The organism is Brevundimonas sp. FV1ps31S, assembly GCF_058681265.1.
This window is the reverse complement of record NZ_CM178735.1, coordinates 1,334,626-1,352,571: the sequence shown is the minus strand read 5'-3', so window position 1 is coordinate 1,352,571 and position 17,946 is coordinate 1,334,626. Positions and strand designations below refer to the sequence as shown.

Sequence of the window (17,946 nt, the reverse complement as noted above, 5' to 3'; positions counted from 1 at the left end):
CGAGCGGGTCGTGGATCTCCCTCTCGAGTGATCAGGCCGCGCGCGCCTTGATGGACACGTGCCGCAGCCCGGACGCCCTCGCCTTCTGTCCGAGGTTGAGCGCCGGACCGAACGGCCGCTGATCCGCCCGCGCCCGGTCCACCGAATGGACCAGGGTCAGGCAGACCTCCGGCTCCAGCGCGATCAGGTCGTCGTTCGCCCGGAAGGGAGCCGCCTTGCCGTGCGTATCGAAATCCGCGCGGGCGAGGATCAGCTTCACCCCCTTCTGCTGGGCCCATTTGATCGCCAGCCTCTCGGCCCCCTTCGCCCCGGTCGTGGCCAGAGCCATGTCGGGCCACTCCTGCCTCGCCCAGTTGAGCGCGTCGAAGATCCGGCCCGCATCTTCCGAACTGTCCGCCGAGGGCGCGCCTCGGAAGGCGATGATCGGAGCGCCCGGATCGGCCTCTCCGGCCTTCCGACTGCGGATCGCCCGGATCGCCTGTTTGGCCTCGAGCTGCGCCGCCGTCAGATGCGTGCCGCGCCGTGATCCCCGCCAGGCCGTCCAGACCTCCCCGGTTGCGACCGTCCAGGTGTCAGACGCTGCGTCCCGGATCAGTTCGCAGGCCAGGGTCGCCGCATCGCCGGCCCGGGCCTTGGCCGTCGCCTCCTGCAGCTCGGTGTCTGCGGCTTCGGATCCGTCGAAATGCCGGTCGAGGGTTCTCATCGTATCGCGCGCCCGGTCCGCCTCGCGTTCGATGCGTCCGGCCGCCGAATGAAACGCCCCGATCAAGGCCTCTCCCAGGATGGTCTGGTAGTCCTCGAGCGCGGTGTCGGAGATCACGTCCACCAGCTCCGTCATGAGGGCGCGCCCGAGCTGGACCAAGGCGTCCTCGGTCGGGTGCGGACGCCCCTCGCCCAGGGACGCGGTCAGGTCGTCGAAGGCGGAGTCGGACTTCTGGGCAGCGGAGGCGATGAAGGGGTGGCTGTAGAAGGTCATTGGAACATTCCTTTGAGAATGCCGTGCGCCCCATGCGCAACGACCCCGGTCTTGGCCCTATCGGGGTCCCCGGCAGTCACCGGAGCGGGTCGCCGCTTGCGGCCCGTGGAGGGGAACGGCGCAGCCGTTGACTTCCGGGGTGATAGGACAAGATCGGAGGGCGTTGTGTGGGGGCAAGTCGTCGTCGCCCTTCGCGACGACGACGCCATTCGGCGCCGTCGCGCCGATGCAGAAGACGACGCGATCACGGCCGGTCGACCAGGCGACGGGGAGCGTCGCCTCCGCATCGCCGTCCCTGCGGGACGCAGGCCCTCCCCGGCGGGACTCCGCCCTATACGGACACCCCCATCACCAGACTGTCGATCGTCTGGAGCGGGCGTCGATAGGCCCGTTCGGCGTGGGGGGCGCAGAAGGCGCCCCGGCTGACCGCGCAACCGCACAGACGGAAATCGGACCGGCGGGGCTCCCCGATCGGCCACCGGCATTCGCCGCGACGAACCGTCAGGATTGTCCGCATACCGACGCCGGCGGTTGACGGGGACGATCCCTGAGGAAGGACCTGACCCGCCGGGGCCGGGACCGGCGCCGCCTTGGCCGCCCTGCGGTTTGATCCGGGCCGCGGCCCGCGAGGGAGCGCCTGGATCCGGGCCGTCCAAAGGCCCAGGCGATGGAGCTTTCCCAGCACGGCGTTGCGACTGACGCCCTCGCCGAGCGCTCGGGCGATGAAGGCGGCGGTCTGACCTTCACGCCAGAGCGCCGCCAGGCGCTCGATGCGGTCATCGGTCCAGTGGGTCATGGGCGTATCCTCGGCTGAGAGCCCGATCGGCTCGCCCACGGCCGCCCTTCCTCCCCTCCTCCTCGAGGCCCGGACACGCACAAAAACCCGGAGCGCGAGGCGCTCCGGGTCAAGCTCTGCTCACCGGCTTCAGGTTCAGAACGGGATGTCGTCGTTCACGTCGTAACCGCCGGCGCCTTCGACGCCCTCGGAAACCCCGGCCGGCTCGCCCGCCGTCTCCCTGCGGTTCTTCAGCCGGATGTCGCCCACGATGACGCGCAGGTCATAGTGTTCGACATTGTCGCGGCCGGTCCAGGTGTCGTTCTCGACATGGCCCTGGATGACGACCCGGCTGCCCTTTCTGGCGAAGGCCTCGATGTATTTCTCGGCGGTCGCCGCGTTGAAGCAGACGCAGTTGAAGCCGGTGGTCCGCTCGCCGGGCGCGCCGTCCGCCCGTCGGAAACGCGTGGTCTCGAGCACGCGGAAGCTTGCGCGCTTCTTGCCCGAGCCCTGGACGGACAGAATGGACGGGTCGGCGGACAGATAGCCTTCGATGACGAGGGTTTGCATGGTCAGTCTCCTGTTGAATGGAATGAGGGTGAGGGGATCAGGCGGCGGCGCGATCGGACGCAGGGGCGCCGTCGCGACCTTCGGCCCAGTCGAGGACGGTCAGCCGGTTGATCACCAGCTCCTTGGCCGTCCGTTCCGAGCCGTCCCTGGCGGTGTAGGTCGTGTCGATGAAGGCGCCGGTGACGATGGCCTCGCACCCGCGGGCCAGGCCGCGGGCGATGACCTTCTCGTTGAGGCCCTTCGACCAGCTCACGCAGTTCACGCCGACGAGACGGTCCTTTCCGGCGCCGTCGACACCGCGCTTCTCGAGCAGCCGGAACACCGCCTTGGCGAAATCGTCGCTGATCTGGGGATCGGCCGCCAGTCGGCCGGTGAACACCATGGTCTGCATGTCAGTCTCCTGTTGATCCGAAGCGCCGGGGAGCCAATCTCCCGCGTCTCGCTTCACCCAAGACCGCCCTTCCTCCCGACCTCCCGCTCGCCAGGCGCGGCCTCCGCCCCGCCTGGCCCGGCTCACGCCGCCGCGCCGTCGAGGACGGACTGCACCGGATGGCGACGCAGGACCGCCTCCACCAATTCCGGCCGATCGACAGGCACGAAGACCCGCGGCGTGAAGGCGATGATTTCGACGAAGCATCCGAGGGCCGCCAGGGCGTCGCGATCGGTCCGGCCCCCGACCACCTCGATCCGCCACCGGTCCATGACCCGCGCCCGCTTGAGCCAGAGCCCGCCCTCCAGCGACAGCTGAACATTCCGATCCAGCAGTATGGCGGCGGTCTTCGCGCCATCGGTCCAGGCCTCGCCGACCTCCGTCAACCCGAGCGCGGACTTGAGCGCCCTGGCCTGCACCGGGTCGAGCACCCGGCCGAGCCAGCGCCGACCGTCGGGCGCCCGCACGCGCCGAACCGAACATCCGCGCGCCGGCAACCGGCCCCAGATCGGCAGCAGCAGCCCGGTCGCCAAGGTCAGGTCGCGCGTCCGCCACGGGTCCGTTCCCGCGACCTCTTCATCCCAGACCCGTCGCCAGTCGGCGGTCTCGACCGCCTTCCACGACGACTCCTCGAACGCCTTCTCCGGCATCGTCTGGCGGTCGTCGGGTCGAACCAGCCGCACCGCAGCCACCAGACGATCGTCGTCCGTCGTCGTGGTCAGGCCCACCTCAGCGATCGCGGCCCGGCCGGACTTCTCATTGACGACCAACTGGTGGACGACATCCTCAGCCCAGCCCAGGGCCTCGTCCGAGCGCAGGATCTCGCGTCGAACCTTGAGCGAGAAGGTGACCAGCGCCGTTTCGGCCCCGGTGGAGACATCGGTGCGGATGACCTCCTGGTCGGTCACTTCCAGTTCCTCGGCCTCAATGTCCTCGAGTCCGCGATCGAGATCGCCCGAGGCGGCGGCCCGCTCGAGAAGGCCGGACAGGATGCGGTCGAAGTCGGCGAACAGGGCGTTCTGGTCGGCGATGCGCAGCGCCAGCAGCCGGTTCAGGAAGGTGTGGATCGGCGGCAGGGCGTCCGAGGGCTTGAGCCCGCCGTCGGCGTCGAGCAGCTTGAGGCTGGTCTTGGCCATGAAGGCCTCGAGCGTCATGGATGGCAGCTCGCCGAAGGCCAGCGCCCCGTAGAAGACCAGCAGCGCCCGCCGCGCCCAGGGGCTCTCCAGATTGTCTTCGGCGCGAAACAGCCCGGCCCCGGCCGTACGCCGCTCGCCCCGGGTCAGGGCTCCGAGCGAATCCAGCCGCCGCGCGATGGTCGAGGTGAACCGCTTTTCGCCCTGGATGTCTGTTGTGACGGGCCGGAACAGGGGGGCGGACGCCTGATGCGTCCGGTGACTGCGGCCCAGGCCCTGAATGGCGGCGTCCGCCCGCCAGCCCGGCTCAACGAGATAGTGGACGCGGCGCTGCTGGTTCGGGGCGGACAGGTCGGCGTGATAGCTCCGGCCCGTACCGCCCGCATCGGAGAAGATCAGCACCCGCTTCCGACCGGACATGAAGGCGTCGGTCTCGGCGCGTGCGGTCGAGGCGCCGCGCCGCTCGACGACACCCCGACCGTCGCGGACGACCACGCGACGGGACCGGCCGGTGATCTCCGCGACAGCGTCCGTACCGAAGGCCTCCAGGAGGGCGTCGAGCACGCCGGGGACCGCGGGCAGGCCGGCCATCCGGGTCAGCAGAAACTGGCGACGTTCCAGAGCCTCCCGGCTGACGACGGGGCGGCCCTCGTTCATCACGGGGACCAGGGTCACGCCGCCGTCGTCATCCTCGACGGCGTCCATCAGGTGGATCGGGAAGGCCTCGCGCAGATAATCGAGGACGTATTCGCGCGGGGTCAGGTCGATGGAGAGGTTGTTCCACTCCTCGGGCGGGACGGAGGACAGCCGGCGCTCCAGGACCGCTTCATTGGTCGAGACGATCTGGACGACAGCGGACCGCGCCGAGGCGAGGTCGTCGAGGATCGAGGCGATCAGGCTCGGCGCCTTCAGCCCGGCCAGCAGATGGCCGAAGAAGCGCAGCTTGGCCCCCTCGAACGCCGAATGGACGGCGGAAGCGGCCATCGGGCTTTTGGGCTTGCCCTCCGCGTCGCTGAGGCCGGTGGCCTTGAGCGCCTCGGCCAGATTGGCGTGGATCATCTGGAAGGCGTCGGCCCAGGCGTCCCAGATCCTGATGTCGTCAGACGTCAGCGGATGGATGAGCGGCGCATAGTCGACGCCCTCGAACGACAGGCTGCGCGCCACATAGAGGCCCAGCGCCTTGAGCTCCCGGGCGACCAGCTCCATGGCGGCGACACCGCCCCGGTCCATGGCGTCGAGGAAGTCGGCGCGCGACAGGAAGGGGGCTTCGGGCCCGCCCCACAGGCCCAGGCGGGCCGCATAGGCCAGGTTCTCGGCCGTCGTCGCCCCGGTCGCGGAGACATACAGGACCCGAGCGTCTGGCAGCCGGTTCTGCAGGGCCAGACCGGCCATCCCCTGCAAAGACGCCTTCTTCGTCCCCCGCGCGCCCTTGCCGTCCCCGGCCGCGTTGGCCATCGCGTGGGCCTCGTCGAAGGCGATGACGCCGTCGAAGTCTTCGCCCAGCCAGGTCACGATCTGGTCGAGGCGGGACGGACGGCCGCCGCGCGCCGGCTGGCGAAGCGTGGCGTAGGTGGTGAACAGGACGCCGCGATCCAGACGGACGCCCTCGCCCTGTTTCCAGCGCGACAGCGGCGCAAGGTCCTGCGCGCCGCCGCCGATCGCCGCCCAGTCGCGCCGCGCATCCTCCAGCAAGGCGTCGTTCCGTGACAGCCACAGCGCGCGCACCCGACCCTGCGCCATGTTGTCGGCGATGATCGCCGCGATCTGGCGACCCTTGCCGCATCCCGTGCCGTCGCCGAGGAAGAAGCCGCGGCGGAACCGGACGGCCTCCGCGTCCTCCTCACGCGCCAGCACCGTCTCGTGCGGGCTTTCGCCGCGGCGGAACCGGCCCGGAAGCCAGGCTCCGTGCGCCTCCCCGGCATAGATCACCGTCTCGGTCTGGGCGTCCGAGAGTCGCCCCTCGCCCCGCATCGCGGGCGGGAGGAACGGTCGATAGGTCGGCGCCGGCGGCGCGACCGAGGCCATCGGCCCGGACTCGACCAGCGGCGACGGGTGCGGTCGGGGGTCAGGCAGGACGATCCGCGCCAGGGCGTGGGCCTGGTAGAGGCCGACCGCCCGCCCCTCGCCGCGCCAGGCGCGAACCTCATAAGCGAGCGGCGTCGCGCCTGAAAGGAAGGCGAGCCGCCCGCCGGGCGAGGCCAGGGCGCGATCACGCGGGCCCCGGTAGGCCGCGGCGTCCAGCGTCGCACGCACGCGCGGCTTGGCCGAGCCCCGCGGGGGCAGGCCGGCGACGATCCCGGCCATGGCCTCCAGATCGTCCGGTTGATGCACACGGCCGTCCCATGGCTGCGGCGCCCCTTGATCCATGACCAGCAGGCCCGTCTCGACCGAGGTCCCGTGCTTGGCGAACGCCCCGGAGGGGAAGGCCGCCGCCCCGACCACGACGCCGTGGCGTTGCAGAACCCGGGTCAGCGCGCCGTCCATCAGCGCCGCCATGGGGACGACAGCCGACAGCCTGCCGCCCTCGGCCAGAACCTTGAGCGCCGCGATCAGGTGGGACTGAAGCGCCGAGAAGGGCGGATTGCAGACGACGACATCGAATGCGCCGGACTGCGTCAGAAGATCGGGAAGATGCCGGGCGTCGTGACGGCTGGGTTTCGCCGAGGCGAACAGCCCGTCAAGCAGCGCGGCGCGGCCGGGCGCGAGCTCGTTGAGCGTCAACAGGCCGCCGCAGACCTCTGCGACCACGGCGAGAAGGCCGGTGCCCGCCGAAGGCTCGAGCACGGTGTCGCCGGGGCGCACCTGTGCGGCCAGCACCGCGAGGGCGGCGAGTTGCGGCGGTGTGGAGAACTGGTCCAGCGCGACCTGTTCCTCGCTGCGCCGCGAGTGGGTCAGCCCCAGGGCCGACACCGACTCCAGGAGCGCAGCGATCTCGGCGGGCGCGTCTTCGAGACGACCGACCTGCGGGGCCAGACGTCGGATCTGGAGCACGGTCGCGACTTCGATGGCGTCATAGGCGTCGCGCCAGGACCAGCCGGCCTCGGCGTCGGACGATCCGAAGGCGGTGGTCATGACGCCGGCGACGAGTTTGCGGTCCAGCCGCCGCGATCGCGCCAGATGGGTCGAAAGCGCGCGGGCCGCCGCCAGGGTATTGGCGGCGACGTCCGATGCCGCAGGGTCGGCGAAGAGGAGGAGGCTGCGGGTCGAGGTCATGGAGGGGCTCCGGCCGCCTGGAGCGGAGGGCGCCTCCCTCTCGGTCCTCCAGGCCGCCTCGCCTCGCCCTTCCTCCGCCTCCGTCGTCGGCGCGGTCGTCCCGGCCGCAGCAGAACACCGCCCCGGCCGGGGCCGCGGCGGTGTTCAGAGGCTGATCCGCCCGCCTAGGCGGCTGCAGAATTGAGCGCGGTCTCCCCTGCGGGCGTCACGACGAACCCGCCCCGCCCCTCGTCCGGATCGTCGGCGTCCGGCCCGTCACCACCCGCCTCGGTGAGGTCGCCCGGGTCGGGTTCATCGTCCTCCGGCCTCCGGGACCAGGAGAGACACGCCGGCGCCCAGGTCCGCGACGCCGCCTGTTCGGCGACCCAGTCGACCAGCTCGTCCTTCTTCAGGGACGCCGCCCGAACATCCTCCGCCTTCATTTCAACCAGCATGTCGAGGAGTTGCGGCTTGGAGTGGGGACGCAGGAAGGCCGCATCCGGCGTCCAGTAGAGGGTGATGTCGGCGCCGCACAGGTCCGCCAGCTCCGCCGCCTCGGCCCGGGCGGACTTGCGCAGGCCGTCCGTTCGCGGCTCCCGGAGGTCGAGGCTGATCGCGGCCAGCTCGGAGAGCAGGGCCATCTTCTCCCCGTGGGGCAGCCCGCCGACCCAGGCGAGGACGGTCTGGCCCGACGCCTGCCAGGCGGCGCGGCGCTCATCGAGCCGCTGACGCACGACGCCGTCCAGGGACTCGATCGCCGGGTCGTGACGCGATCCGTAGGCCTCGGCGTGGATCGTCGAGGCCGACTGGGACCTCGCCAGATTGACCCGCAACACCAGAACCGAGAACAGTCGCGCGACGACGAGGATCAGGGCGGCTCCGGGATCGTCGGCCAGGGCGCGGATCAACCCCCGGGTCGCCACGTCGGTCCGCACCGCATGCAAGCCGTGTTTGACCCCTTCGGTGTCCACCGGCGGGGCGACGGCCTGGGGCGGCGCATCGTCGTTCGATCGCGCCGGAGCCGGAAGACCGTCGGTCTGATCGCCCTCGCCCGCCTCGAGCGCGACATCCGGTTCCGCCGGCGAGTAGCAGCGGACCTCGATGCCGGTTCCGCCCTCGGGGCGGAGGACGACCGCCGTCACCACGCGTCCGCCGACCCCGGCCTGATCCTGAGCGATCCTGGCGCGCACCAGTCCGACCAGCAGGTCGTCGGCGGCGTCCTCTGTCGTGTCGGCGTCGCGCGCCGCCTCCGAGGCCCTGCCATAGGCCTCGCGGGCGTCTCTCCAAACGGCGAGTTCGCCCTCGTCCAGATCGTCGCTGCGGTGGCCCAGGGGCTCCAGATCGTCGGGCATGTCCGGTTCGGCGCCCGTCGTGACGTGCACCTCGACGCCTTCGGCCTCAAACGTCAGGGCGATCCGGCGCACCCGCGCCAGCCACAGGCCGGAAAGCGTGTCGGGGTCGAGCAGGACGGGCGGCAGTTCATCGAACAGGTCGGTCTCGATCCGCCCGCCCGCCTCGGCGTAGGTCTCAGGCGCGACCAGGGCGCAGCGACGGTCGCGGATCGTGACGCGGCCCGCCGGCTGCCGCTCGGTGATGCGCCATTCCTGGAAGCCGTAGCCGGCGAGCGCCTGCTCGGCGATGTCGATCTGCGTCCCGCGGTCGGACAGCCGGGTCAGGGCGCGGGCGTTTTTCAGCGTGAGGCGGCCGGCCTTCAGGGCCTCCAGCGCCACCGGGGGCAGTCCGGCCAGGGCGGCGAGGCGCTTGATGTCGATCTCCGCATAGCCGAGCGCCCGGGCGATGACCTCGATCGTGAGCCTCGACTTCAGCATCCGGCCGATGGCCGCAATGACGTCGGCCGGATGGATGGGCAGGGCCGTGTTGGTCAGGAGAAGCGCCGCGGCCTGGCGTCCCGGATCGGTCTCGACATAGACCTCTACGGGGTGATCCTCGTCGATCTCTCCGGCCTCGAGCAGCAGGCCCAAGGCCAGACGCCGGCGACGTCCATCCAGCGCCATCCAGGGCTGCTCCTTCCTGCCGCGACCGGGTCGGACGGTCAGGCGATGAAGCTGTCCCGCAGCCTGCAGGGTCGCCGCCAGGGTGGGAATGTCGTCGTCCGGCGGGTCGTCGAAGCGCAGGTTCTCCCGGGCGATCCCGATGTCGCCAAGACGGACAGTGCGTTCGTCCCGCGAGGCGACGACGGCCGGACCGATGGCGGGGGTGGCGGGTGGGGTGGCGGCAGGGGTCATGACGGGGGTGACGACGGGGATGCGGTCGGTCATGAGGGTGGTCTCCAGCCGGACGACGGGGCCCATCCCCGCCGCTCCGGCGCCCCTCAGCCCCCTTGCTCTTGCCTTTCTCCTGCCGGCTGCGCGGCCTCGTTCCAGTCGTCGAAGGGCGGGTCGGGCCACTGAATCCGCGCCTCCAGTCTGAGCGCCCTGAGCCGCCGCAGAAGCCGCACGGCCGCCGCCTCGCCGGCCTGGCCGCGGTCCGCAGCGACCAACACGCTTCGAACCCCCGCCGGCGGCGTCCAGGCCGACAGATTGCTCGCCGACAGAAGGCTCCAGCCGGGCAGCCGGAACCGGTGGATGGCCGAGAGGACGGTGACGACGCCCTCCCCGACCAGCATCTCGGGGGCGACCGGCGACAGCCGAACCGCCGCACCCGGCGGCACGACGCCGACCGTCTTGCGCGGCAGCTGAAGCCCGGTCGCCGCAAGGCCGTTGCGCTCGAGGTAGGTGATTTCGACCGCCGTCAACCGATCGTCCGTGTCCGATATGCGGGCGACGAGCGCCGGCCGGGTGCGATGGTCGTCGCGATAGACGGAGATCGGCGCCCGGGGGTTGAAGCGCAGCGCAAGGGCGACGTCGCCGTCGACGACCCGGCGCCGCCGGAGATGGCGTGACGCCGGGTCGCCAGCGGCGAGCGGGCGGCCGCCGTCCCAAAGTTTCAGAGCGGCCGCGATCCGTATCGAACGATCTGGTTTTCGCGCGGAGGGGCCGGAAAGCCCGACGCCCGTCAAGCGGCCATGGGCGTCGACGAACCCCAGGCGACGGAGGTGGTCGCGCACCTCCCGCCAGTCCGCAGCCCCGAACCCATGAATGACGACCCGTCCGTCCGCGAGTAGAAGCGAAACGGAACGGTCGTCCGCGCTGTGGCCCGGCGCCGGCACATTGGCGCGGCGACCGTTTTGGTAGAGATCGCCGCCCAGGGCGGCGACGATGGCCTGAAGGCTCATGGCGGCCTCAGATCAGGCCGAGGGATTTGAAACTCGCCGTGCCCTCACGCCCGACCACCAGATGGTCGTGGACGTCGAGACCGAAGACCCGTGCGGCGTCGACGACCCTGCGCGTCATCTCGATGTCGGCGCGCGACGGCGCGGGGTCGCCCGAAGGATGATTGTGGACGAGGATCATCGCCGAGGCCGATAGCTCCAGAGCACGACGCACCACCTCACGCGGATAGACCGGCGCGTGATCCACGGTGCCGTCGGCGACCAGTTCGTCCTTCAGCAACAGGTTGCGTCGATCGAGATAAAGCACCCGGAACTGCTCTCTCGGTCTATGCGCCATGGCGGCCCGGACATAGGCGATCAAGGCGCTCCAGGAGGTGATGGCGGACCGGCGGGACGCGTCGATGCGGGCGAGCCGGACGGCGAACTCGCGCGCGACCCTCAGTTCCGTAAGCCCCGTCGCCTTGGGGCCGCCGACCCGCGTCAGTTCGGTCTGATCGGCGGCGGCGACGGCGCCCAGACTGCCGAAGCGGGCCAGAAGCGCTCCAGCGAGCCGGTGAGGGTCTCCGCCGGATCGGCGCAGCACAAGACCCAGCAGGGCCTGGTCATCCAGGCTTTCGACGTCGCTTGCGGACAGCGGGGGCCCGTCCCAGGGAACCTCGCGACGGCGATGAGAGAGGGAGTTCGAGATCGAGGTCATGGCGGTGTCCCTTGCCGCTCCAACACGGAGCGTCCGCCGCTCGCCTTCCTTTCGCCTCCGCTGGCTTGTCGCCGCGACGCGGCGGCGTCAGTCTGATCGGATGAAATGGCTTCTGATATCCGCCGCCCTGGTGTTGCTCCCGGCGATCGCCCGCGCTGATCCCTGCGAGGGCAGACTGCCGAGCCACGCAGGGGAGACGTTTTCCGGCCTCGTCCGCTACATCGGCGATGGAGACAGTCTCTGCATCGGGCCGTCCGCCGACCCTGCGCGCTGGATCGAGGTTCGTCTCGCCGACTTCGATGCGCCCGAGTTGCACAGCCCGATGGGCCGGGACGCGAAAGACCGGCTCGACCGTCTCGTCCGGGGACGGGTCCTCAGCTGTGTGGCGGTGCGTGGACGCAATCGCCGCATCATCGTCTATGATCGCGTTATCGCCGCCTGCCGTCTGAACGGCCGAGGCGTCGGCGACCTGCTCAGGGCGGCCGGCGGACAAGAGGGCGGCCGCTAGGAGCGCCCCGCCCATGTCGATCATGGATCAGGCGATGACCGCTAACCACCCTTCGGCGGCACCGGGAATGTCCGATTTCCGGCTCGGTGCCTCAGTCCGCTTTCGACCGAGGCCGTGTGAAAACGCCTGCGGATCGGGCGAATTAGGGTAGCCTTCTGGGGTCAGCAGGAGGTGGGTATGAGCCGCTTCGTTCAGGGCGCCGATCGCCAGCAGCAGACGCTGCTTCCCGAGTGTCTCGACGACTATGTGGCCGAGGAGAATCCGGTCCGGGTGGTCGATGTCTTCGTCGATGAACTGGACCTCAAGGGTCTAGGCTTCGAGGGCATGACGCCAGCGGCGACGGGGCGCCCCGCCTACCACCCGGCCATGCTGCTGAAGCTCTACGTCTACGGCTATCTGAACAAGGTGCAGTCCAGCCGGCGGCTGGAGCGCGAGGCGCAACGCAACGTCGAGCTGATGTGGCTGACGGGGCGGCTGGCGCCGGATCACAAGACCATCGCCGACTTCCGCCGCGAGAGCGGGCCAGCGATCCAGGCGGCGTGTGCCCAGTTCGTGGTGTTGTGCCGTCAACTCGGCCTCTTCGGCGCCGCCCTGGTCGCCATCGACGGTTCGAAGTTCAAGGCGGTGAACACCCGCGACCGCAACTTCACTGCCTACAAGGTGAAGCGGCGGATCGAACAGGTCGCCGAGCACATTGCCGGCTATCTGCAGGACCTGGACACGGCGGATCGTCACGAGGGCGAAGCCGCCGAGGCGCGGTCCGGGCGACTGGTCGAGAAGATCGATCGCCTCCGTGCCCAGATGGCGATGCTCAAGGCCATGGATGTCCAGGTTGAGGCCTCGCCGGACGGACAGGTCTCCCTGACCGATCCCGACGCCCGCGCCATGGCCACGTCCGGCCGGGGCAGCGGCATGGTCGGCTACAACGTCCAGTCCGCTGTTGAAGGCGAGCATCACCTGATCGTCGCCCATGAGGTGGTGATGACGGGAAGTGACCGCGAACAGCTGGCGTCGATGGCGGGCAAGGCCAAGGACGCCATGGGCGTGGAAGCGCTCGATGTGCTGGCCGACCGGGGCTACTTCTCCGGCGAGGAGATCCTCGCCTGCGAGACCATGGGCGTGACGCCCTACGTCCCGAAACCCCTGACCTCAGGCGCCAAGGCCGCGGGTCGCTTCGGCAAGCAGGACTTCGTCTATCTGCCCGATCAGGACGTCTATCGCTGCCCAGCTGGCGAGCTGCTGCCCCGCCGCCTTACGACCGTCGAGAAGGGGCTAACGCTGCATCGCTACCTGAATCGAGCCAGTTGCACCGGCTGTCGCCTGAAGCCTCAGTGCACGCCCAGCGTCGAACGTCGGATCACCCGCTGGGAGCATGAGGCGGTGATCGATGCCTTGCAGGCCCGGATGGACCTGGCCCCGCGCGCCATGCGCACCCGACGACGACTGGTCGAGCATCCCTTCGGCACGATCAAGGCGTGGATGGGCCACACCCACTTCCTGATGAAGCGTCTGCCCAACGTGAAGACCGAGATCAGCCTCCACATACTGGCCTACAACATGAAGCGGGTGATGGCGGTGCTCGGAACGAAGCCCCTGATGGAAGCGATCAGGGCGTGAGAAGGAGGCGCTCCGCGCCTTGATGCCACCTGCGCCCCGCCGCAGCTCAGCACGTTTTTACACGGCCTCGACCCATAGCGGACCTTCTTCGTCAGAGACCGAGAAGGTTCGCCAGCACCACAGTGATTGCGAATGTTATCAGACCGCCGCCCACGAGCAGTAAGGCGGACAAGAGGTCTCGCCTGAACAGATAGACCGTGATCACGCTTCCGACGACAATCGCAAACATTACGATGAAGGCGTCTAGAGCCCGACGTTCTGAGAGGGCTGAAATCATCAATCCGGTAACGACGCAGACCGCCCACGAAGACAGGATGATCGCAATCAAGCGATTGCCCTTCTCCTTGGTGAAAGTCATCTGGCCTCCGCTGGTAGCCAACAATCATATGAGGTCGGATATCCGCTTTCCATCTGTGGACGCCCCCTTCAGCGCAAGAGTGAATCCGAGAGTTTCTGACACGTAGTCGGATGCTGCCATCTGTCCGGCCTGTACTGCGGCGGCGTACCGTCGCTGGCCTGTATGGGAGTTCGCGGATCCGGTCCAAATCACCCTGAGCGTGCTCGAAGCACGGTGGAAAGCCCTGGTTTTCCTGATCCCGTCTCGCCGACTGTTGCGCCATACGCTCCTTCGCTCATCCTACGCCTCGACGTCTCGCGTTCGTACTGGCTAGGCCAGCGCGCCCGGAGCCCGGTAGACATCGCCCTTGGCCAACAGCGCCCAGACGATGCGGGCGTTCTTGTTGGCCAAGGCGACGATGACCAGCATCTTCGGCTTTCGCGCCAGCATCTGGTCGAGCCACGACCCTGCTGGTGCGCTTCGGATGGCGGCCTGTTTGATGACGGCGCTGGCCCCGATGGTCAGAAGCCGTCGAAGCGTTCGCTCGCCCATCTTGGTGATCGAACCCAGCTTCTGCTGACCGCCGGTGGATCGCTGTCGTGGCGTGAGGCCCAGCCAGGCGGCGAAGTGACGTCCGCTCTTGAAGGCTTCGTGAGAGGGCGCGAGCGCGATCAGGGCCGTCGCCGTGATCGGTCCGATGCCTGGGATGGTCATCAGTCGACGCGCGACGGGATCATGCCGGGCGCGAGAAGCGATCTCTGCGTCGAGCACAGCGATCTGCTGGTCGAGCGTTCGCAAGCTCGAAACCAGGACCAGAAGAATGGTTCGGGCTGCGGGTGGAAGCCCCTCGGCCGGGTCCTCGACGCGCGCGATCAGCCGATCGACGTGCGGCACGCCCTTGGGAACGATCCAGCCGTACTCGGCGAGATGGCCGCGCAGGGCGTTGATGGTCTGGGTACGCTGACGCACCAGCAGGTCCCGGGCTCGGAAGACCACGCTGCTGGCCTGCTGCTCCTCCTGCTTCAGCGGCACGAACCTCATGCTGGGTCGCTGCGCCGCCTCGCAGATCGCCTCTGCGTCGGCCATGTCGTTCTTCTGACGCTTCACGAACGGCTTCACATAGATCGGTGGGATCAGCCGGACCGTGTGGCCCTGTCGGGTCAGCTCGCGACCCCAGTGATGGGCTCCAGCGCAGGCCTCCATCGCCACCACACAAGGTGGAAGGCCTGCGAAGAACGCCAGCAAACGCCCTCGCCCCAACTTCTTGCGAAACACCACATCGCCCGAAGCATCCGCGCCATGCGCTTGAAAGATGCTCTTGGCGAGATCCAGACCAACAGTGCTAACCTGTCCCATGGACGCCTCCTTCGAGTGTTGTTCAACACCCTCACTCTGGCACATCGATGCCGTCGGGGGGCGTCCACCCCATCACCCGTCCGAGACATCGGGGCCGTCCGCGTTCCGGCGGCCTGCCCCAAGGCCGCTCAAAGGTTGATCTGCGCCGAGGGGGCCAACACGTCATCCCCTTCGGCGCCGAGGCATCAAGACACAGGCTCCTCGAAGGACCGGGTGAGAATTGCGGCGGCGGGGACGTCGCTCACGCCGTCGGAGGTGATGGTGAAGGCGGCCCGCGCCCGGATGTCGGCCGACGACGCGCCGACCATGACCTGGATTTCACCGGACTGGATTCGCCAGCGCCCCCCCTTCCCGTTCCAGAACGCGACCTGGGCCGGGGTCAGGATAAAGCGGATGCGCTTGGCTTCGCCCGGACCGAAGGCGACCCGACGAAAACCGCGCAACTCCTGCACCGGTTGGGAAACGGCGGCGACCGGATCACGAACATAGAGCTGGATCACTTCGTCGGCGGCCACGTCCGACACATTGCGAACCGTCACACTGACCTCGACCTGGCCGTCTGGGCCGACCTCGGTCTGGCTCAGTCTCAGGTCGGCGTAGTCGAACTCAGCGTAGCTCAGCCCGTGTCCAAAGGCGAACAGCGGCGTGATCGGCTGGTCGCGATATCGCGCGGTGTCCCGCGTCAAATCCTCGGCGGCGGGGCGTCCGGTCGGCAGGTGGGCGTAGGTTAGGGGCGCCGCGCCGCTGGCGCGCGGGAAGCTGATCGGCAGGCGACCGCCAGGCGAGACACGGCCGGTCAGAACATCGGCGATGGCCGGGCCGGACTCGACGCCCAGGAACCAAGTCTCCACGATCGCCGGGGCGCGCCGAGCCAGCTCGGGGATGGCCATCGGCCGCCCGTTCATCAGAAGAACCACGACCGGCTTGCCCGTGTCGAGCACAGCAGAGGCCAGGGCGTCCTGCGCGGCGCTGAGGCCGATATCGGTATAGCTGCGGGCCTCGCCGGATCGGTCGAAATGCTCGCCGACCACCAGCAGGACCAGGTCGGCGGCCTTGGCCGCCTCGACCGCCTCGGCCAGGGCCTCGGCGTCCGAAATCTCGTGCACGGCTTGCGCCCCTTCGCCTGCGGCGGTGACGGCGATCGCCTGGGCGGCTTCCGACCGGTAACCTTGGGCATAGGTGAGGGTCGCCTGCGGCAGGGCTTCGCGCAGGGCGGGGATCAGCGGCCGGACATCTTCGACCTTGCCCTGGGCGCGCCAACTGCCGAGCGAGGAGTTGGCGTCTTCCGCCAGGGCGCCGATCACGGCGATGCGGCGGGCGGAGGCAGCGAGCGGCAGCAGGCCGCCGTCGTTCTTCAGCAGGACGATCGACCGGCGGGCCGCCTCGCGCGCCAGGTCGCGATGCGCCGGGGTCAGCATGGCCCCAGCCTCGCGGGCCGGATCCGAGCGGCCATAGGGATCGTCGAACAGGCCCAGCCTTTCCTTGGCCGTCAGCACCGCCACGACCGCCTGGTCCAGCAGCAGCAGCAGGGTCGGATCGGCCTCGATCGCCCCCTTCAGCTGGGCGGAATACAGACCCCCGGCCATGTCCATGTCGATCCCGCCGCGCAGCGCCAGGGCGCCGGCCTCCTGCGGCGTGCCGGCGACGGCGTGGTTGAGCAGTTCGGGGATGGCGTTCCAGTCGCTGACGATCAGGCCGTCATAGTTCCACTGGTCTCGCAACAGCCCTCGCACCAGGGCCGGATGAGCGGTCAGGGGCACGCCGGCGATGTCGTTGAAGGCGGTCATCATCGATCCCGCGCCCGCCTGGGCCGAGGCGTAGAAGGCGGGCAGATAGACCTCATGCAGGGTGCGGTCGGAAATGTCGGCGCTGTCGTAATCGCGGCCGCCCTGGGCCGCGCCATAGCCGACGAAATGTTTGGCGGTCGCCAGGATCGAGGCGGGGTCGGCCAACGACGCGCCCTGATAGCCATGCACCTGGGCCGTCGCCAGGACCGAGCCGAGGTACGGGTCTTCGCCCGCCCCCTCGACCACACGGCCCCAGCGGGCGTCACGCGCGATGTCGACCATGGGCGAGAAGGTCCAGTTCAGGCCGGCGGCCGTCGCCTCGACGGCCGCCACCTGGGCCGTCTGCTGGACCAGGGCCGGATCCCAGCTCGCCGACAGGGCCAGGGGGACGGGGAACAGGGTCTTGTAGCCGTGCACCACGTCCATGCCGAACAGAAGCGGCACGCCCAGCCGGGACTCCTCGACCGCGATGCGTTGCAGCTCACGAATCTGGGCGGCGCCGGCGACGTGCAGGAAGGAGCCGATCTCGCCGCGCCGCACCCGTTCCAGGGCTGCGGCGTCGAGGCGGGAATTCAGGGCCCGCTGGCGCCCGCCGGGAACCTGATTCAGTTGGCCGATCTTTTCGTCCAGGGTCATGCGGCCCAGCAGGTCCCGGACGCGCGGGGACGGCGACTCCACGGCTTGTGCGCCCGCCGCGCCCGCTGCGGAGAGAGACAGCCAGACCAGACCGGCGGTCAGGGCGACGCAGAGGCGTTTCAGAACCATGGCGAAATCCCTGATAGCGTTCTCAACAAGTGTCGATCACCCCTAAGCCATGGTTTGACCGTCGCAAAGCCTGCACCGCACGCCGAGAAACCTATCGAGAAGACTCTCTGATTGCCGCGCTCAAGGCGCTTGACGGACGACCGGCAGCCAAATTCGATCCTGCGGCATATGCCCAGCATCAAGCCGAAGAGCGCGACGACGGCGGCCGGGCCAAGTCCGCCTGTCGGGTTCGTGGCGCAAGGCCCCCCATCAGAGTGAGCATGTCCAGGCGGGCCCAGTTGCAGTGTGAGGACCTCCGTCACCTCCGTGACCGCGGCATGTCGCTCCAAGGTCTGTCGGACTTGCCGAACCAGATCGTCAGGCGCCGCCTCCCCCGTCAGCAGGCTGCGGGTTTCGTGGGCGAGAAGGGTCGCGACGCTGATGAGCAACAGCCCGATGGCGATGGAAGCCGCGGCGTCAACCCAAGGTAGGTTGAAGAGGCTCGCGCCCACGACGCCCAGGAGGGTGATGGACAGCCCCGCCAAAGCGGCGCTGTCTTCGAGAACCACCGTGAAGACCAGTCACCCCGCCC

At 69.3% G+C, this 17,946-nt stretch carries 14 protein-coding genes; 2 read left to right on the top strand and 12 right to left on the bottom strand.

What is annotated here, in order from left to right; all coding sequences use genetic code 11:
* Nucleotides 1-31: 31 nt before the first annotated feature.
* The 8 genes from ACVPT3_RS06310 to radC all read right to left on the bottom strand — a co-directional run bounded on the left by ACVPT3_RS06310 (nucleotide 32) and on the right by radC (nucleotide 11,005).
* Complete coding sequence (locus ACVPT3_RS06310; protein WP_492043310.1) at nucleotides 32-976, bottom strand: DUF2493 domain-containing protein; 945 nt, start codon at nucleotides 974-976, stop codon at nucleotides 32-34.
* A 331-nt stretch (nucleotides 977-1,307) separates the two neighbouring features.
* A complete protein-coding gene (locus tag ACVPT3_RS06305; RefSeq protein WP_492043309.1) occupies nucleotides 1,308-1,772 on the bottom strand; it encodes a GcrA family cell cycle regulator in 465 nt (154 codons plus the stop codon).
* Between the two features lie 135 nt (nucleotides 1,773-1,907).
* Nucleotides 1,908-2,321, bottom strand: coding sequence for a single-stranded DNA-binding protein (locus ACVPT3_RS06300; RefSeq protein ID WP_492043308.1), 414 nt, complete (start codon nucleotides 2,319-2,321; stop codon nucleotides 1,908-1,910).
* Between the two features lie 37 nt (nucleotides 2,322-2,358).
* Nucleotides 2,359-2,712, bottom strand: a complete 354-nt coding sequence (locus ACVPT3_RS06295; protein ID WP_492043307.1) for a single-stranded DNA-binding protein — start codon at nucleotides 2,710-2,712, stop codon at nucleotides 2,359-2,361.
* A 122-nt stretch (nucleotides 2,713-2,834) separates the two neighbouring features.
* Entirely contained in the window at nucleotides 2,835-7,097 is a 4,263-nt protein-coding gene (locus tag ACVPT3_RS06290; protein ID WP_492043306.1) for a strawberry notch-like NTP hydrolase domain-containing protein, read from the bottom strand.
* Nucleotides 7,098-7,261: 164 nt separating this feature from the next.
* Nucleotides 7,262-9,388: a ParB/RepB/Spo0J family partition protein gene (locus ACVPT3_RS06285; protein ID WP_492043305.1), complete on the bottom strand. Its 2,127-nt coding sequence runs from the start codon at nucleotides 9,386-9,388 to the stop codon at nucleotides 7,262-7,264.
* 20 nt (nucleotides 9,389-9,408) lie between these two features.
* Nucleotides 9,409-10,311 (bottom strand): DUF7146 domain-containing protein, encoded by a 903-nt coding sequence (locus ACVPT3_RS06280; protein ID WP_492043304.1) that lies wholly within the window; start codon nucleotides 10,309-10,311, stop codon nucleotides 9,409-9,411.
* A 7-nt stretch (nucleotides 10,312-10,318) separates the two neighbouring features.
* Nucleotides 10,319-11,005 (bottom strand): RadC family protein, encoded by a 687-nt coding sequence (gene radC, locus ACVPT3_RS06275; protein WP_492043303.1) that lies wholly within the window; start codon nucleotides 11,003-11,005, stop codon nucleotides 10,319-10,321.
* A gap of 100 nt (nucleotides 11,006-11,105) precedes the next feature.
* Between radC and ACVPT3_RS06270 the strand changes: the two genes are divergently transcribed.
* Both ACVPT3_RS06270 and ACVPT3_RS06265 read left to right on the top strand, forming a co-directional pair.
* On the top strand, nucleotides 11,106-11,513 hold the full coding sequence (locus ACVPT3_RS06270) for a thermonuclease family protein (RefSeq protein WP_492043302.1): 408 nt from the start codon (nucleotides 11,106-11,108) through the stop codon (nucleotides 11,511-11,513).
* 177 nt (nucleotides 11,514-11,690) lie between these two features.
* Nucleotides 11,691-13,130 (top strand): IS1182 family transposase, encoded by a 1,440-nt coding sequence (locus tag ACVPT3_RS06265; RefSeq protein ID WP_492043301.1) that lies wholly within the window; start codon nucleotides 11,691-11,693, stop codon nucleotides 13,128-13,130.
* Nucleotides 13,131-13,221: 91 nt separating this feature from the next.
* Here the strand turns inward: ACVPT3_RS06265 and ACVPT3_RS06260 are convergent, their stop codons facing one another.
* From ACVPT3_RS06260 to ACVPT3_RS06245, 4 genes are all read right to left on the bottom strand, one after another.
* Nucleotides 13,222-13,488 carry a hypothetical protein gene (locus tag ACVPT3_RS06260; protein WP_492043300.1) on the bottom strand — a complete coding sequence of 89 codons (267 nt, stop codon included), beginning with the start codon at nucleotides 13,486-13,488 and terminating at the stop codon, nucleotides 13,222-13,224.
* Between the two features lie 309 nt (nucleotides 13,489-13,797).
* A complete protein-coding gene (locus ACVPT3_RS06255) occupies nucleotides 13,798-14,823 on the bottom strand; it encodes an IS110 family RNA-guided transposase (protein WP_492040808.1) in 1,026 nt (341 codons plus the stop codon).
* A gap of 185 nt (nucleotides 14,824-15,008) precedes the next feature.
* A complete protein-coding gene (gene bglX, locus ACVPT3_RS06250; protein ID WP_492043299.1) occupies nucleotides 15,009-17,375 on the bottom strand; it encodes a beta-glucosidase BglX in 2,367 nt (788 codons plus the stop codon).
* Nucleotides 17,366-17,923, bottom strand: coding sequence for a hypothetical protein (locus ACVPT3_RS06245; protein ID WP_492043298.1), 558 nt, complete (start codon nucleotides 17,921-17,923; stop codon nucleotides 17,366-17,368). Before ACVPT3_RS06245 ends, bglX begins: the two co-directional genes overlap by 10 nt.
* Nucleotides 17,924-17,946 lie beyond the last annotated feature (23 nt).

Excerpts from the sequence above, each read along its gene's own strand:
- bglX (WP_492043299.1), bottom strand. The coding sequence starts at position 17,375 with ATGGTTCTGAAACGCCTCTGCGTCGCCCTGACCGCCGGTCTGGTCTGG.
- ACVPT3_RS06310 (WP_492043310.1), bottom strand. The coding sequence starts at position 976 with ATGACCTTCTACAGCCACCCCTTCATCGCCTCCGCTGCCCAGAAGTCC.
- ACVPT3_RS06260 (WP_492043300.1), bottom strand. The coding sequence starts at position 13,488 with ATGACTTTCACCAAGGAGAAGGGCAATCGCTTGATTGCGATCATCCTG.
- ACVPT3_RS06285 (WP_492043305.1), bottom strand. The coding sequence starts at position 9,388 with ATGGGCCCCGTCGTCCGGCTGGAGACCACCCTCATGACCGACCGCATC.
- ACVPT3_RS06265 (WP_492043301.1), top strand. The coding sequence starts at position 11,691 with ATGAGCCGCTTCGTTCAGGGCGCCGATCGCCAGCAGCAGACGCTGCTT.
- ACVPT3_RS06300 (WP_492043308.1), bottom strand. The coding sequence starts at position 2,321 with ATGCAAACCCTCGTCATCGAAGGCTATCTGTCCGCCGACCCGTCCATT.
- radC (WP_492043303.1), bottom strand. The coding sequence starts at position 11,005 with ATGACCTCGATCTCGAACTCCCTCTCTCATCGCCGTCGCGAGGTTCCC.
- ACVPT3_RS06255 (WP_492040808.1), bottom strand. The coding sequence starts at position 14,823 with ATGGGACAGGTTAGCACTGTTGGTCTGGATCTCGCCAAGAGCATCTTT.
- ACVPT3_RS06305 (WP_492043309.1), bottom strand. The coding sequence starts at position 1,772 with ATGACCCACTGGACCGATGACCGCATCGAGCGCCTGGCGGCGCTCTGG.
- ACVPT3_RS06280 (WP_492043304.1), bottom strand. The coding sequence starts at position 10,311 with ATGAGCCTTCAGGCCATCGTCGCCGCCCTGGGCGGCGATCTCTACCAA.
- ACVPT3_RS06290 (WP_492043306.1), bottom strand. The coding sequence starts at position 7,097 with ATGACCTCGACCCGCAGCCTCCTCCTCTTCGCCGACCCTGCGGCATCG.
- ACVPT3_RS06295 (WP_492043307.1), bottom strand. The coding sequence starts at position 2,712 with ATGCAGACCATGGTGTTCACCGGCCGACTGGCGGCCGATCCCCAGATC.
- ACVPT3_RS06270 (WP_492043302.1), top strand. The coding sequence starts at position 11,106 with ATGAAATGGCTTCTGATATCCGCCGCCCTGGTGTTGCTCCCGGCGATC.